This is a genomic window from [Clostridium] aerotolerans DSM 5434 (assembly GCF_000687555.1).
In the GTDB taxonomy this organism is placed as follows: Bacteria; Bacillota; Clostridia; order Lachnospirales; family Lachnospiraceae; genus Lacrimispora; species Lacrimispora aerotolerans.
This window is the reverse complement of the sequence record NZ_JHWJ01000018.1, coordinates 50,107-63,049: the sequence shown is the minus strand read 5'-3', so window position 1 is coordinate 63,049 and position 12,943 is coordinate 50,107. Positions and strand designations below refer to the sequence as shown.

Below are 12,943 nucleotides of genomic sequence, written 5' to 3'. Positions count from 1 at the left end.
TATTAATATAAGCTACAAAAAAGGATATAGTGTTGCTTATCTGCAAAAGAAGTTTTAAAATAATCAAAGGGAGAAGATAAATATGAATCAGAATGACTTGCGTGTTATAAAGACCAGAAAAAACATTGAGAACGTTTTTCTGTCCTTGTTAATGGAAAAGGACTTTCATAAAATAACCATTCAGGATATTCTTGATCGTGCACTTATAAACCGTTCTACCTTTTATAAGCATTACACGGATAAATATCAGCTCGCTGAAGCTCTTTGCAGCGAGATATTAGATACACTGAAATCTGGCGTGATAGACCGGCTTGATTGCGATACGGTGGAAGACGCCTTTATGGTTATCAAGCCTTTGTATCAGGTCTTGGAAGATAGGAGTGAGGAGATTCTGGCCCTCTTTACCATTCATACAGACTCCATTCATTTATATGAAGACATGTCGGACTTTTTACAGAAGAGTTTTTATGAAAGCCAAAAGTTAAAGAATAAGCAATCACCAGAGATATTAGATTATTTGTCAAATTTATATGCTTCACTTGTTCTGACGGCTATGAAATGGTGCCTGAAAAATAAGGGATATGAGGAATTGACAAAGCATACCCAGCTTTTTATGAAGCTAGATGAGGTATTTGAGTATACATCTATATAAATAATGGGAGGTATCCATTGCAGTCGGACTGTATGTGACAGGAAATTGGGAAGAGAAACACATAAACTGTAAGACATATATTTAAGGGGGTTCATATGAAATTCATTCAACAATTATGTTTTTCTGGAGAGTCGGAAGAAGCCTTGGAGGTATACAAGCGGGCCTTTGGGTGTAGGGTAAAGAATTTGATACATTATTCCGATGCTGTGAAAAATGGCTGGGAGCAAGCAGATTCGTCTAAGGATTCGCTGGTTTACCATTCCGAAATCATGTTTGATGAACAAGAGGTAAGGCTGAGCGATTTGTCCAGCGATGAGGATGTGAATCTAGCGAAAAAGGTGAAACATATTATTGGGTTTGATACTGCAGAGGAGGTTGAAAATGCCTTTCCCATACTTAGTGAGGGTGGAGAGGTAATAAAGCCACTGGAAAGACCGCCTTATATGGTGATTATAGGCAGTGTCAGGGATCGTTTTGGAGTTCATTGGGAGCTGATGTGTGATTTTTAATATTTAGTCTTTGGGTATTTATCTTTATTTGCTATGAATGAGAAAAATATTTTAAAATAAATGATATATAATGGGGGTAAACAATGAGTATTGAAATACGCGAACTGACGCCAGATCTGGCAGAAGATTATGTTCATTTTTTTGATGTTACACCACATGATGATAATGTAGATGAAAATAAATGTTATTGTGTCTGCTGGAGTAACGAAGATTATAAGAAGAAAGATCTTTCAACCGCAAAGAATCGCAGAGAGTGTGCCTATGAATATGTCAAAGGCAATAACGTTCAAGGTTATCTTGCCTATCATGGTGATAGGGTGGTTGGCTGGTGTAATGCTAATACAAAGTCAGATTGCTTGAAATGTGCAAGTTGGCAAAGATTTATGGATTATGTGCCTTTAGAGGAGCCTGGCTCGGACGTAAAGGTAAAATCTATTTTTTGTTTTATGATTGCACCAGATATGAAACGGCAGGGCATTGCTACCCAGTTATTGGAACGTGCTTGTAAGGATGCCGCTCAAGATGGATTCGATTTTGTAGAAGTATACCCATACAAAGAATCCAGTTACCAATCTTCGAATTTCGGAGGCCATTTTGAGATGTATCAGAAAATGGGATTTTATGTTTCTGCAGAGGCAGAGCAGGGACTGGTCATGAGGAAACAGTTAAAACGGTGCAGCTCTAAATAAGTAATTTTAGAGGCAAGACTGGTTCCTAATATATTTAGAATAACTCTTTGATAAACATAAATAAAGACTATACATAAAGAAAGAAAAGGAGTATATAAAATGAATGATATATATTTATTGCCGTTAACGTTTCATAGAGGGGAAACAGAAAATATCATATACCCGGTACTTTTAAAAGATGAGAATGAATTGATTTTAGTTGACTGCAGTTATCCGGATACTATGTCAAAGTTAGAGGAGGCCATGCAAAAGCTTGGTTTTTCTTTAAGTATGTTAACGAAGATAATTATCACACACCATGATCATGATCATATGGGTGCATTACATGAAATAACTCAGCAATATCCCAAAATTGAAGTTTTGTGTTCAAAAGAACAAGCTCCCTATATTACGGGAAAATGCAAATCCCTTCGTTTACAGCAGGCCGAAGACCTCCAGGATACGCTGCCGGAAGATAAAAAGGAGTACGGTAAGGAGTTCCAAAAGCTTATAGCCTCTGTGAAACCGGTGGATGATGTTACTGTAATAGAAACGGGTGCAATACTTCCTTACTGCGGTGGTATTGAGGTGGTTGACACGAAGGGTCATATGCCTGGCCATATCTCTTTATATGTTAAAAAAGAAAAAGTGCTGATTACAGGTGATGCCCTCGTTATTGTAAATGGAAAGCTTTATATGGCTTTACCGCAATATGCTTTAAATATGGAAGAGGCAAAAGAGTCCGTTCGTAAATTGGAAGGTTATGATATAGAAACGATTATTTGCTACCATGGTGGTGTTTTTGATACAGATGTTAAAAATCGTTTGAATCAGATCATTGCAAAATTTTAGTAATGGGTATATAAAAAAGTAATTTATTTTCCTGATTTTCATAAGAAAGGGCTGAATACTTCTTATAGAAGCCTCCAGCCCGGTCATGATCAAGACAAATCATCGTTTGCCAGTATATCAATCAATTAAACAAGTTCAGGTTCGCTAAAATCCAGAGTGAGCTCAGCGTCATCCTGACCCAGTTCTGTCTCTTCCTTGGTATCTACATCTACACGGAACACTCGGTAACTGGAACCTTGTTTTTTAACTCTGAATTTAGTCCCGTCATACATCTCAGAAGTCAGGCCGCTTGTTTTGACTTTTCCATTTTCATCTACAACATATAGTCCAGTTCCGTTAGCTTTGGCTAACTCTGGGATATAAATTAATTTATATTTGGTATCTTCATCTGCTGTGACTGCAAGTCCCTTATAATATAACTTTCCTTCATATACTCCAGTGACGCCCTGACCTTCGGAATAACCATTTTCTCTCTTTTTGGAGAAATAGTAATGGTAATCTGTAGCGTCATTTACAAGTTTTACTTTTCCTGTTGATCTTGATGAGTTAGAGCCGAAATAATAGTAGCCTTCTTTTAACTGGAAGGACCCATCTTTATTGTAAATGTAAACCAGGCCATCAATGATTTCACCCTTAGAGTCGAAAAGATAATAGGTGTTATTAACTTTTTGAAGGCGGGCATGGTGCAGATCATCGTCGCCCCCCTCTAATCCATATTTTCCTTTCGTATCGACCCATCTTACATCGGTCATACGGCTTGCATTGGATGGTGTGGCTTCTGAAGCGGTGGCTTTGGTCGCGGTCATCATTTTGCCACGTTTATCAAAGTAATACCAGGTGGCATCTTCGTCAGGATCTCCGTTTAATCCAGGTGGTACGATGGATAGCCATATGTCTTTTTGAATGACTCCTAAGTCTTCCTCGCCGCAATAGTAATACCTGCTTGCGTCTGCGTTATAGGTGTCTAAAAGTGCTTTCTCCGTGTCTTCGTCAACCCTTACATAAGTATCGGTATCTGCCGTTTTATAGGCCCAGCCCTCGATCATTCGGCCCTGTTCATCGAAACAGAATTCATGATCACCAATGGTGGCTTTCGCGTTTCTTCGGATAACTCCAGAGCTCTTAAAATTGTACCAGTATTCTTTTCCGGAATTGTCCTCATCGTCAGGAGCTTCCAGCTTAAGCCAGCCGCTTGCTCTGCTTCCGTCCTCCAGGCAGTAATAAGTATTATTGCTGGTTATTTCGTCTGTTAAGTACTCTGCTTCATTATCTGTAAATGTGATCCAGCCGGTCATCATTTCACCGGTACTGGAGAAAAAGTATTTTTTATCCCCGATTTGCTGCTTTCCGGTCATCATTTCGCCGTTTTGGTCAAAATAATACCAATATTGGTTGGTATCTGTAGAATCATCCCAGGACTGAGTATAAATCCAGGTGTTTTTAACCCGGAGACCTTCTGAATCTACATAATAGTTCTTGTCTCCATCTGTGATCCAGGAAGCAGTCTTAAGCTTTCCGGTATCATCAAGATAATAAAAGCCGTTTTGCCCCTTCTTCCATGCAGATGTTATGTACCCACCATTTTCTTCGTAATGCCAGCCGTTCTCTGTCTCGGTCCAGCCACTTGCATTAGAAACCATAGCAGAATTTATGGTTAATGTGGCCGCCGTCATAATCATAAAGGTGTTTTTAGTCCAATGCTTGTTCACAAGTATTTCTCCCTTAAAGTAATGTTGTAATGTATTTATGATATAGTAAATATCCAACTTGAAACAATCAACTTTTTTATAGCTTCTTAGGATATAAACATATTACGCCTATATGGTATAGTACTAAAGCAATTTTGTAAAGAGAAATATTTCGTATTTTGGTAAAATTAGCCTTAATGAGAGATTATTTATATTAATATAATTAAAAAACATAATAAAATATATAATTGAAATTATTTATCAGTAATAAATATTTTGTTTCGCAGGATTGTTCTGTGCAGATGGTTGATTATATATGGAAAAATGTTAAAATGATAGTAAAATAAAATATTTGAGGTGATGGTGCATGAATGGATTTTTTTGTATAGTACCACTTTTATTGATAAGATTTGGAGTTTTACGTTTACTGAATGAAAATGCCTTAAGACGTGCGGCTTTTTTTGCTCCGGCCATTGGCAAGGAGAAGGTGGCACTTTGGTTTTATCAGGTATCAAACATTTTCATTTTTGTGTATCTTTGTTTTCTTAGGATTAAGACGGATTCTTACTGGTTTTACATAGGCTTGGTGATTTATGCCTTAGGATTGTTGTTGTGCCTTGTGTCGGTCTTAGATTTTGCAAAACCAGGGGAGAATGGTATCAACATGAATGGGTTTTATCAAGTTTCACGTAATCCAATGTATGTAGGGTATTTTGTATTGTTCTTTGGCTGCTGCGTGCTCACCCAGTCTTGGCTCTTATTTGCAGGCCTAGTGGTATTTCAGGTATCAGGACACTGGATTATTCGATCGGAAGAAAGATGGTGTATAGAGAAATTCGGGCAAGAGTATATAAGTTACATGGATAAAGTTCGGCGTTATATTTAATATAGTAAAATAGACATCATGACGAAGTTGATGGGACGGATATAGAGAAAGAGAGGATTTCCATATGGCATATTATGATGAACAATTACAGCTTCTCCAACAGCAAATGGCACGAAAGAATCATGAGGAGACCAAGCTGAAGCAATTATATATACAACGTGAGGAGCTGAGTGCGAAAGTATATGAGCTTAAGAAAAGCAAATTAGAACAGCAAAAGGATGTTGATCAGCTGGAGGGCGGCAGCCTATCCTCTTTTTTCTATGCGATCATAGGAAAAAAGGAAGAGAAGCTTGATAAGGAACGGGAGGAAGCATATGCTGCCAAGGTGAAATACGATGTGGCTTCTCGCGAGCTTTCTGCTGTGGAGGAAGATATTGCCCGAATCGAAACGGAGTTAAGATTGTTAGGGGCCAGTGAAAAACAGTATGAGAAAATGTTAAAGAGTAAGGCAGAAGCAATTAAATCCACCGGATCTCAGGAGGCGGTGGAAATCTTTGAGACGGAGAAACGCATTTCGTTTATAGAAAGCCAAAGGAAGGAAATAGAAGAGGCTCTTTCTGCCGGAGAGAAAGCCCTCGTCATTACGAACCGGATTCTTTCTAACATCGATAGTGCAAAGAGCTGGGGGACATGGGATTTAATGGGAGGTGGACTGATATCAGGTATGGCAAAGCACAGTCATCTTGATGAAGCACAGAATCAGGTGGAAGATTTGCAGATACAGCTGCGCCGGTTTAAGACTGAGCTGACTGATGTAAAAATTAATGCAGATGTACAGGTCAGTATTGATGGGTTTTTAGGCTTTGCAGATTATTTCTTTGACGGTTTATTTGCAGATTGGGCGGTGTTAAATCGGATTAATGAGTCTCTGTCTCAGGTGCAAAATACAAAGAAACAGATTGAAAGTGTCTTAAGCCATTTAAGAACCATAGATACTTCCAGCAAGGCAGAGCTGGAGCGTGAAAGAATGAATCTGAATGTCCTGATTAAGGGCGTGAAGATGTAAGGACGTTTGATGTAAGCTTTCATGAAGAGGGGAAATATCAATGATAAGAGAAATATTAAAGCTTGGAAATCCACAATTGTACGAGTTAAGTGAAGAAATTGTGGATTCGGACCGTCATTTTTTGGAGGAGTGGGTACAAGATCTGCATGACACTCTTATGGATTATAGGAAATCATATGGTGCAGGCCGTGCTGTAGCGGCACCTCAGATTGGGATTAAGAAACGGCTGATTTATATGTTTACCGATCAGCCATACGTATTTATTAATCCAGTCTTAACCTTCCCGGATGATGAGACGTATGTGCTGCTTGATGATTGCATGTCATTTCCCGGTCTTATGGTAAAGGTGGAACGTTATCGACGTGCAGAGATGGTATTCCTTGATCAGGATTTTAAACCACAGAAGATGTTTCTGGAGGGTGATCTATCGGAACTGTTACAGCACGAATACGATCATTTAGATGGAATATTAGCTACCATGCGTGGGATTGATAATAAGTCTCTGTATATGCAGCAGATGAAGCGCGAGCTGACATAACAGAGATTAATAATATATAATCAAAGGAGGGTTTACGATGAGCAGTTTATTTGACTTAAAAGGAAAATTTGCTATTGTTACGGGGGCTTCTTCTGGACTTGGGAGACAGTTTGCCCTTGCTCTGGCAAGAGAAGGTGTGAATGTTGCAATCGTTGCCAGGCGTCTGGACCGTTTGGAAGCGGTAAAAAAGGAAATTGAAGATCTGGGAGTAAGGTGTTATACCCATGGATGCGATGTTACGAAGACGGAAGAAATCACTCAGACAGTGGCAGACATTAAAGAGCATTTTGGCAGAATTGATATCCTGGTAAACAACGCAGGCCTTGGTCTGGCTGATGCGGCGGAGAATACCACGGATGAGATGTGGCATCGAATGATGGATACCAACATTAACGGTGTATTTTTCTTCGCCCGTGAGGTTGGGCGCATTATGGTGGCTCAGAAATATGGTAGGATTATTAATCTGGGTTCCATTCATTCCACCGTTGCCATGCCGGGATTCCCCATCTCTGCATACGCTACCACAAAAGGGGCCGTACTGATGATGACAAAATCACTGGCCAATGAATGGGCCAAGCATGGTGTTACTGTAAATGCAATTGGTCCTGCCTATTTCCCAAGTGAAATGACGTCTGATGTATTAGAAAACAAAGAGATGTATGATGCAATCTGTAACTTATGCCCTATGGGAAGGCCAGGACGTGACGGCGAATTAGACGGAGCTTTGATCTATTTTGCGTCTGACGCCTCTTCCTATACAACAGGACAGCTGCTTCAGATTGACGGTGGCTGGACAACCATTTAATTATTCGCCTGGGACAGTAAAAAGTCCCAGGCTTTTTTGCGCTTACAAGTTTACATCGTATAATCAATAAACCAACCGAGGAAAAGCAAATGGCGTGCTCAAGGAAAGTTAATACTAACGAGGCAGCTGACCTGACAAAATCGTGCAAAAGAAATCTGGAATTTTACATAAATAAATGATACCATAAAGAAAACACCAAATAGATACCTATAGGAGTTACACAATGAAGATAGGAATTATACAGGCCAGTTCTCAGCGTGATAAAAATAATATATTAGAAAACAGTGTTAAGATGGCAGTCAGGGGCAAAGAGCATGAGGTAATCAATTTTGGAGTCTTTGGAGAGGAAAAGAGAACCTATTCCTATGTTCAGATCGCATTATGTATCAGTTTGCTGATTGAGAGCAAAGCAATCGATTTTGTTGTGACTGGGTGTTCTTCCGGACAAGGAATGATGCTTGCCTGCAACAGCCTTCCTGGAATTTTATGTGGGTATATTGAGAGCCCTTCCGATGCTTACCTGTTTGGAAGAATCAATGATGGAAACGTGGTTTCATATCCCTTAGGGCTGAATTTTGGCTGGGCGGGTGAAATTAATCTGCAAAGTACTATGAATGCATTATTTGAAGAACCATTTGGTATTGGATATCCGGTAGAAGATGCAGACCGGAAGATGGAAGATACTAAATTAATCAAACATATCAATTCCCTGAGTAAAAAAAGTCTTGTTGATATCTTGCCAGAACTGGATAGAGAATTTGTGAGAGCTGCTTTAAGCTATGATTCTGTGTATTTCTATATTATGGAACATGGGAAAGACATTACATTAAAGAGAATGATGGAAAGTATGAGAGAAGTACAATAAAGCAAGAAACATTGCCAATTGTGTTTAGAATATAAGAATAAGAAAGGAAAGAAAAATCATGCTAGAAGCCATTAAAAACAGACGCAGCATACGGAAATTCAAAGAGGAAGAGGTGCCAAGGTACATGATAGAAGAAATCATACAGTCTGGTGTACTTGCGCCCTCTGCTAAAAATCGTCAGCCCTGGAAGTTTGTAGTCGTTTCCGGAAATGCTAAGGCAGACATGGTGTCAGCCATGGGAAATGGGTTAGAGAGGGAAAGAGAACGTCCCCTTCTGCCTAATGTCTCTCAATATATCTCTGGGGCATCCTATACTCTTAAGATTATGGAAAAGGCTCCCGTAACTATTTTTATTGTAAATCCAGTTGGCGTTGATATTCATTCTTCCCTGACGGAGGAAGAGCACATCGAAGAACTCTGTAATGCACAGTCCATTGGTGCGGCGATTGAAAATATGATACTGACAGCCACTGAGCTTGGGCTGGGAAGCTTATGGATATGTGATACTTATTTTGCTTATGATGAGTTGCAAACTTACTTAAATACAGAGGGTGAGCTGATCGCAGCTTTAACGATCGGATATGCAGATGAAGCACCGAATGCAAGGCCTAGAAAAAGTATGGATGAGGTTGTTGAGTGGCGAGATTGAATTATTTGATGTGGTGTGTATCCCTTGAAAAGAGATTGCTGATTATTATTTTATAAATTCTAACTTAAAAAGTGTTTTGATCAGAAACGTTTACTGCTGATCAAAACACTTTTTTTATGTGTCAATGATAAAAGTCAACCTGGCACTTTTATCGTTGTATCTTTCGGTTAAAGAAGGTCCATAAATTTTTGCAGCCCGTCTCTGGTATCGTCGTTGTTTAACTTGGAATAGGATGCTGCTTTTTGAAAACATTGAAATGATTTTATATCTTCAGTCAAAAAGTTATGGAAAAGCATATCAAAAAGAACCAGGATCAGCATTTCTCTTGAGATGGTATTGCTGCTGCGCAGCAGGTCGGTCTTTGGAATAAGTAAAAGGATGTTGGCAAATGGGGAGCAGAGGGATTTCTCGTAGTTGCTGACTAAAAGGATACTACTGCCGTTTTTCTTGAAATCAGCCAGTATGGAGGACAATTGCCTGTGGTTCCCGGATAGAGAGATGGTGATGAATAAGTCGCCCTCCTGTGACAAGGTCTGATACAGCTTTAAGGTGTCGTAATTGGTCAGGGCCTGAACTGTCAGTCCTATGGTCATAAATTTATGGGCAATGATTTCTGCTACATTCTGATTGAAATTTAATCCTACAATAAAAATACGTTTGGATTTCAGCATCAGCTCTCTGGCATGGTCAATATCTGCAGGATTTGTTAAATTGAAGACGCTGTCTAAAAGCATCTTTATATCGTTTAAGAGGACCGAGTAATCGGAATGATTGATGGAAGATGAGCTTTTGTCAATTTCCTTTTGCATGGTGTATTTCAGTTCATTGAGACCAGAGTAGCCCACCTTCTGAGCAAAACGAATTATGCTGGCGTCGGAGGTGCCGATTTCCTTTGCAAGCTCCTGAGCGCTGAGCTCGATAAATCTCTCCGTTGATTTCTTAATATACTGAACAATTTTCCAATCAGTCTTGGTAAATTGATTGGACATGCCGTCAATACGGGCCATCAGTGTAAACAGTTCATAGTTTTCCGTCATTTATAATAAAGTCATCCTTTCGTTCTTCCCGGAAAGGGGAGATAAATTGTATTCTTTGTAGTGATTTTGTAGTGAATTTCATTTTTAGTATATCATAGTACTTTATATTGTTTCAATATTACTTCATTAAAAAAGTCATAATTACAGAAAAAGTAGTAAAATTCATTATAATAAATATGAAAATAGCATAAATACATTATTGACAGTAAAAATGTAGTATGCTACAATTTCAATCATCAAGGAATATACAGTTAGAAAAAGGAGGTATGAAATGGAGAAACCGCAGATCTTACTTTTAACTCACGGAGGCTGGGGAAAGGCGCTTACAGAGAGCCTTAAAATGATTATGGGAAGCGTTGATTTTGTTCATGAGATTCCGCTGACGCCGGAATTGACATTTTCGGAGTATTACGCTCTTGTGGATGAGTATGCAGCCGGTATGCCAAAGAAGTCTCTGATTATAACCGATGTGTTTGGAGGAACGACGACCAATGCAGGGGCTAAAATCGGAAGAGAACGTGATTTAAAGGTAATCTCAGGCCTTAATGCACCTATTATGATCGAGGCCTGTACTCAAATCCAGTATACAGGGGATTTAAACTTTGATGTGGTATTGCAGCAGGGACAGGCTTCGGTAATGGATGTGATTCATGAAGTCAATCAGTCAATGGGAAAGAAGGAGAGTTGAGTAAAATGGCAGAAATTGTACTATGCAGAATTGACAGCAGGCTGATTCATGGACAGGTCATGACAAAGTGGGTCAACCAGTGCCAGGCAAACCGGATCGTTGTGGTAAGCGACAGCCTGGCGGCAGATGAGTTCATGCTGGAGATTTACTTAATGTCAGCGCCGGCAGGGGTTAAGGTGGAGTGTTTAAGCCGGGCTGACGCGGTTAAGAACTGGAATGATAATGAGTTTTTAAACGGACGGGTGCTTTTGCTGCTTCCGGACCTGGAGAGTATGAAGGAAGTGTATGACGGGGGAATACAGCTTTCAAAAATTCAGGTTGGAGGTCTGGGAGGAGCTCCTAACCGTAAAGTGGTATTTCAAAATATTACTTTGGATGATGCAGATGTAGAGAGGCTTGTTTATTTGCAGGAAAAGGGAGTGGAGATCATCTTTCAGACAATTCCGGAAGATGTACCTCAGGATGTTTCCACCATTCTAAAAAAGTATAACAACTAAGGAGGTATGGCATGAGTGTGTTGATATTAGCTGTATGTATGGGGGTTTATTACTGGTTCAGCCGTTTGAGATTTGGATATACTTTTTCATCCATGCTGCTTCAACCGGTAGTCATTGGTGTATTTGTAGGTTTACTCACTGGAAATATGGTGCTTGCCATGAAGATCGGGGCGGGTCTTCAGCTGGTCTACCTTGGGGTCACTTCAACTCCGGGCGGCAATGTTCCCAGTGATCCGGCGCTTGCTGGCTGTATTGCCATTCCCCTTGGGGTAATGTCTAATATGGCACCTGAGGTTGCAATTGCTCTGGCCATTCCATTTGGAGTCATTGGGGTCTTTGTGGATCAGTTAAGAAGAACCACCAATGCAGTTTGGGTACATATGGCGGACCGGTATGCAGAAAAGGCTGATACCAGTGGTATCTTAAGAGCGGCTTTTCTCTATCCGGCCATTGCAGGACTGGTAATTCGGTTCCCCATTGTGTTTGCAATTGATTATTTTGGAGTAACGGCGGTTGAAACGCTGATTTCTGTTCTTCCTCAGTGGCTGATGCACTCCTTTGAGATTATGGGAGGTATCCTTCCTGCCCTTGGCTTTGCCATTACTCTGTCCGTCATTGGTAAAAAGTCTCTGGTACCATTTTTCATCACAGGCTTTTTCGCAGTGATGTATTTAAAGCTTGATACCATGGCAGTAGCTATTTTTGCAACCTGTATTGCATTACTATTAGGTTTATTCCAGTTAAAGGAGGAGGCAGTTTAAGATGGAAGAGCAAAATCAGATCAAAAAGCTTACGAAAAAAGATATTACAAAATCCATGTGGATCTATTATGCAGGTGCTGAGCTTTCCAATTCCTATGAGCGTCTTCAGAGTCTCGTTTTCTGTGCGTCTATGACCCCGGTCTTAAAGAAGCTATACGATACGGATGAAGAACTGAGTGCAGCCCTGAAGCGCCATCTTGTTTTCTTTAATACAGAGGGGATTTTTGGAGCTATTATTCAGGGAATTGCTATTTCCATGGAAGAGCAGAAGGCCAATGGGGAAAATGTGACAGGGGAGGCCATTACCGGAATTAAGACGGGACTGATGGGCCCCATTGCCGGCATGGGAGATGCCATTGTCTGGGCTGCCATTATGCCGATCATCATCTCCATATTTCTGCCGTTTGCCAGCAATGGGTCGGCCCTTGGGGGAATTATGCCTCTTATTTTGTATCCTGCAATTACCATTGGCATTGCTTATTGGCTGATTCATAACGGATATACTCTGGGAAAGAAATCCGTGGTTTCTCTGCTTCACGGGGGAAAGATGAAATCCATTATTTTTACGGCCAATGTCATAGGTCTTACCATGATGGGAGCCCTTTCCGCAAGCTATGTGACTATATCCACACCGCTTAAGTTAGGGTTTTCCAGCGGAACGCAAATTGTGGTACAGGACATCTTAAATACAGTGGCGCCGGGACTTCTTCCTTTGTCAGCCGTATTTATCATTTACTTTTATCTTCGAAAAAAGGGACCTTATTATAATCGGATTTTACTGACCGTAGTTTTAGTATCAGTGATTTGCTCTATCCTTGGGATCTTGTAGGAGGTCAGAAAAA

General features: G+C 40.1%; 16 protein-coding genes. 14 read left to right on the top strand and 2 right to left on the bottom strand.

Annotated features, from left to right (window positions below):
- Positions 1-82 precede the first annotated feature (82 nt).
- The 4 genes from T546_RS0119865 to T546_RS0119850 all read left to right on the top strand — a co-directional run bounded on the left by T546_RS0119865 (position 83) and on the right by T546_RS0119850 (position 2,681).
- A complete protein-coding gene (locus T546_RS0119865; protein ID WP_026893141.1) occupies positions 83-652 on the top strand; it encodes a TetR/AcrR family transcriptional regulator in 570 nt (189 codons plus the stop codon).
- A gap of 95 nt (positions 653-747) precedes the next feature.
- Positions 748-1,161 carry a VOC family protein gene (locus T546_RS0119860; protein WP_026893140.1) on the top strand — a complete coding sequence of 138 codons (414 nt, stop codon included), beginning with the start codon at positions 748-750 and terminating at the stop codon, positions 1,159-1,161.
- Between the two features lie 83 nt (positions 1,162-1,244).
- A complete protein-coding gene (locus tag T546_RS0119855; RefSeq protein WP_026893139.1) occupies positions 1,245-1,850 on the top strand; it encodes a GNAT family N-acetyltransferase in 606 nt (201 codons plus the stop codon).
- 99 nt (positions 1,851-1,949) lie between these two features.
- A complete protein-coding gene (locus T546_RS0119850; protein WP_026893138.1) occupies positions 1,950-2,681 on the top strand; it encodes an MBL fold metallo-hydrolase in 732 nt (243 codons plus the stop codon).
- 125 nt (positions 2,682-2,806) lie between these two features.
- Here T546_RS0119850 and T546_RS0119845 read toward each other — a convergent pair whose 3' ends face one another.
- Positions 2,807-4,390, bottom strand: coding sequence for a hypothetical protein (locus T546_RS0119845; RefSeq protein ID WP_026893137.1), 1,584 nt, complete (start codon positions 4,388-4,390; stop codon positions 2,807-2,809).
- Positions 4,391-4,736: 346 nt separating this feature from the next.
- Here T546_RS0119845 and T546_RS0119840 point away from each other — a divergent pair, with 346 nt between their 5' ends.
- The 6 genes from T546_RS0119840 (at position 4,737) to T546_RS0119815 (ending at position 9,118) form a co-directional block, all read left to right on the top strand.
- Positions 4,737-5,255: a methyltransferase family protein gene (locus T546_RS0119840; RefSeq protein WP_026893136.1), complete on the top strand. Its 519-nt coding sequence runs from the start codon at positions 4,737-4,739 to the stop codon at positions 5,253-5,255.
- A gap of 64 nt (positions 5,256-5,319) precedes the next feature.
- The gene (locus T546_RS0119835; protein ID WP_026893135.1) at positions 5,320-6,261 is read left to right on the top strand and encodes a hypothetical protein; all 942 of its coding nucleotides are present in this window, start codon (positions 5,320-5,322) and stop codon (positions 6,259-6,261) included.
- A gap of 40 nt (positions 6,262-6,301) precedes the next feature.
- The gene (locus T546_RS0119830; RefSeq protein ID WP_026893134.1) at positions 6,302-6,799 is read left to right on the top strand and encodes a peptide deformylase; all 498 of its coding nucleotides are present in this window, start codon (positions 6,302-6,304) and stop codon (positions 6,797-6,799) included.
- Positions 6,800-6,836: 37 nt separating this feature from the next.
- Positions 6,837-7,604 carry an SDR family oxidoreductase gene (locus T546_RS0119825; protein WP_026893133.1) on the top strand — a complete coding sequence of 256 codons (768 nt, stop codon included), beginning with the start codon at positions 6,837-6,839 and terminating at the stop codon, positions 7,602-7,604.
- Between the two features lie 223 nt (positions 7,605-7,827).
- Positions 7,828-8,469 carry an RpiB/LacA/LacB family sugar-phosphate isomerase gene (locus tag T546_RS0119820; protein ID WP_026893132.1) on the top strand — a complete coding sequence of 214 codons (642 nt, stop codon included), beginning with the start codon at positions 7,828-7,830 and terminating at the stop codon, positions 8,467-8,469.
- 58 nt (positions 8,470-8,527) lie between these two features.
- Positions 8,528-9,118: a nitroreductase family protein gene (locus tag T546_RS0119815; RefSeq protein ID WP_026893131.1), complete on the top strand. Its 591-nt coding sequence runs from the start codon at positions 8,528-8,530 to the stop codon at positions 9,116-9,118.
- Positions 9,119-9,285: 167 nt separating this feature from the next.
- Here the strand turns inward: T546_RS0119815 and T546_RS0119810 are convergent, their stop codons facing one another.
- The gene (locus T546_RS0119810) at positions 9,286-10,155 is read right to left on the bottom strand and encodes a MurR/RpiR family transcriptional regulator (protein WP_026893130.1); all 870 of its coding nucleotides are present in this window, start codon (positions 10,153-10,155) and stop codon (positions 9,286-9,288) included.
- Positions 10,156-10,426: 271 nt separating this feature from the next.
- On the opposite strand from T546_RS0119810, the gene T546_RS0119805 reads away from it, so the two are divergent.
- The 4 genes from T546_RS0119805 to T546_RS0119790 are packed head-to-tail and all read left to right on the top strand — an operon-like array spanning position 10,427 to position 12,930.
- The gene (locus tag T546_RS0119805; protein WP_026893129.1) at positions 10,427-10,843 is read left to right on the top strand and encodes a PTS sugar transporter subunit IIA; all 417 of its coding nucleotides are present in this window, start codon (positions 10,427-10,429) and stop codon (positions 10,841-10,843) included.
- 5 nt (positions 10,844-10,848) lie between these two features.
- Positions 10,849-11,340 carry a PTS system mannose/fructose/N-acetylgalactosamine-transporter subunit IIB gene (locus T546_RS0119800; protein ID WP_026893128.1) on the top strand — a complete coding sequence of 164 codons (492 nt, stop codon included), beginning with the start codon at positions 10,849-10,851 and terminating at the stop codon, positions 11,338-11,340.
- A gap of 11 nt (positions 11,341-11,351) precedes the next feature.
- Positions 11,352-12,101: a PTS mannose/fructose/sorbose/N-acetylgalactosamine transporter subunit IIC gene (locus T546_RS0119795; protein WP_026893127.1), complete on the top strand. Its 750-nt coding sequence runs from the start codon at positions 11,352-11,354 to the stop codon at positions 12,099-12,101.
- A 1-nt stretch (position 12,102) separates the two neighbouring features.
- A complete protein-coding gene (locus T546_RS0119790; RefSeq protein ID WP_026893126.1) occupies positions 12,103-12,930 on the top strand; it encodes a PTS system mannose/fructose/sorbose family transporter subunit IID in 828 nt (275 codons plus the stop codon).
- Positions 12,931-12,943: the final 13 nt, after the last annotated feature.

What these genes read in the sequence shown, in the direction of transcription:
- T546_RS0119865 (WP_026893141.1), top strand. Translation starts at nt 83, where the DNA reads ATGAATCAGAATGACTTGCGTGTTATAAAGACCAGAAAAAACATTGAG.
- T546_RS0119860 (WP_026893140.1), top strand. Translation starts at nt 748, where the DNA reads ATGAAATTCATTCAACAATTATGTTTTTCTGGAGAGTCGGAAGAAGCC.
- T546_RS0119855 (WP_026893139.1), top strand. Translation starts at nt 1,245, where the DNA reads ATGAGTATTGAAATACGCGAACTGACGCCAGATCTGGCAGAAGATTAT.
- T546_RS0119850 (WP_026893138.1), top strand. Translation starts at nt 1,950, where the DNA reads ATGAATGATATATATTTATTGCCGTTAACGTTTCATAGAGGGGAAACA.
- T546_RS0119840 (WP_026893136.1), top strand. Translation starts at nt 4,737, where the DNA reads ATGAATGGATTTTTTTGTATAGTACCACTTTTATTGATAAGATTTGGA.
- T546_RS0119835 (WP_026893135.1), top strand. Translation starts at nt 5,320, where the DNA reads ATGGCATATTATGATGAACAATTACAGCTTCTCCAACAGCAAATGGCA.
- T546_RS0119830 (WP_026893134.1), top strand. Translation starts at nt 6,302, where the DNA reads ATGATAAGAGAAATATTAAAGCTTGGAAATCCACAATTGTACGAGTTA.
- T546_RS0119825 (WP_026893133.1), top strand. Translation starts at nt 6,837, where the DNA reads ATGAGCAGTTTATTTGACTTAAAAGGAAAATTTGCTATTGTTACGGGG.
- T546_RS0119820 (WP_026893132.1), top strand. Translation starts at nt 7,828, where the DNA reads ATGAAGATAGGAATTATACAGGCCAGTTCTCAGCGTGATAAAAATAAT.
- T546_RS0119815 (WP_026893131.1), top strand. Translation starts at nt 8,528, where the DNA reads ATGCTAGAAGCCATTAAAAACAGACGCAGCATACGGAAATTCAAAGAG.
- T546_RS0119810 (WP_026893130.1), bottom strand. Translation starts at nt 10,155, where the DNA reads ATGACGGAAAACTATGAACTGTTTACACTGATGGCCCGTATTGACGGC.
- T546_RS0119805 (WP_026893129.1), top strand. Translation starts at nt 10,427, where the DNA reads ATGGAGAAACCGCAGATCTTACTTTTAACTCACGGAGGCTGGGGAAAG.
- T546_RS0119800 (WP_026893128.1), top strand. Translation starts at nt 10,849, where the DNA reads ATGGCAGAAATTGTACTATGCAGAATTGACAGCAGGCTGATTCATGGA.
- T546_RS0119795 (WP_026893127.1), top strand. Translation starts at nt 11,352, where the DNA reads ATGAGTGTGTTGATATTAGCTGTATGTATGGGGGTTTATTACTGGTTC.
- T546_RS0119790 (WP_026893126.1), top strand. Translation starts at nt 12,103, where the DNA reads ATGGAAGAGCAAAATCAGATCAAAAAGCTTACGAAAAAAGATATTACA.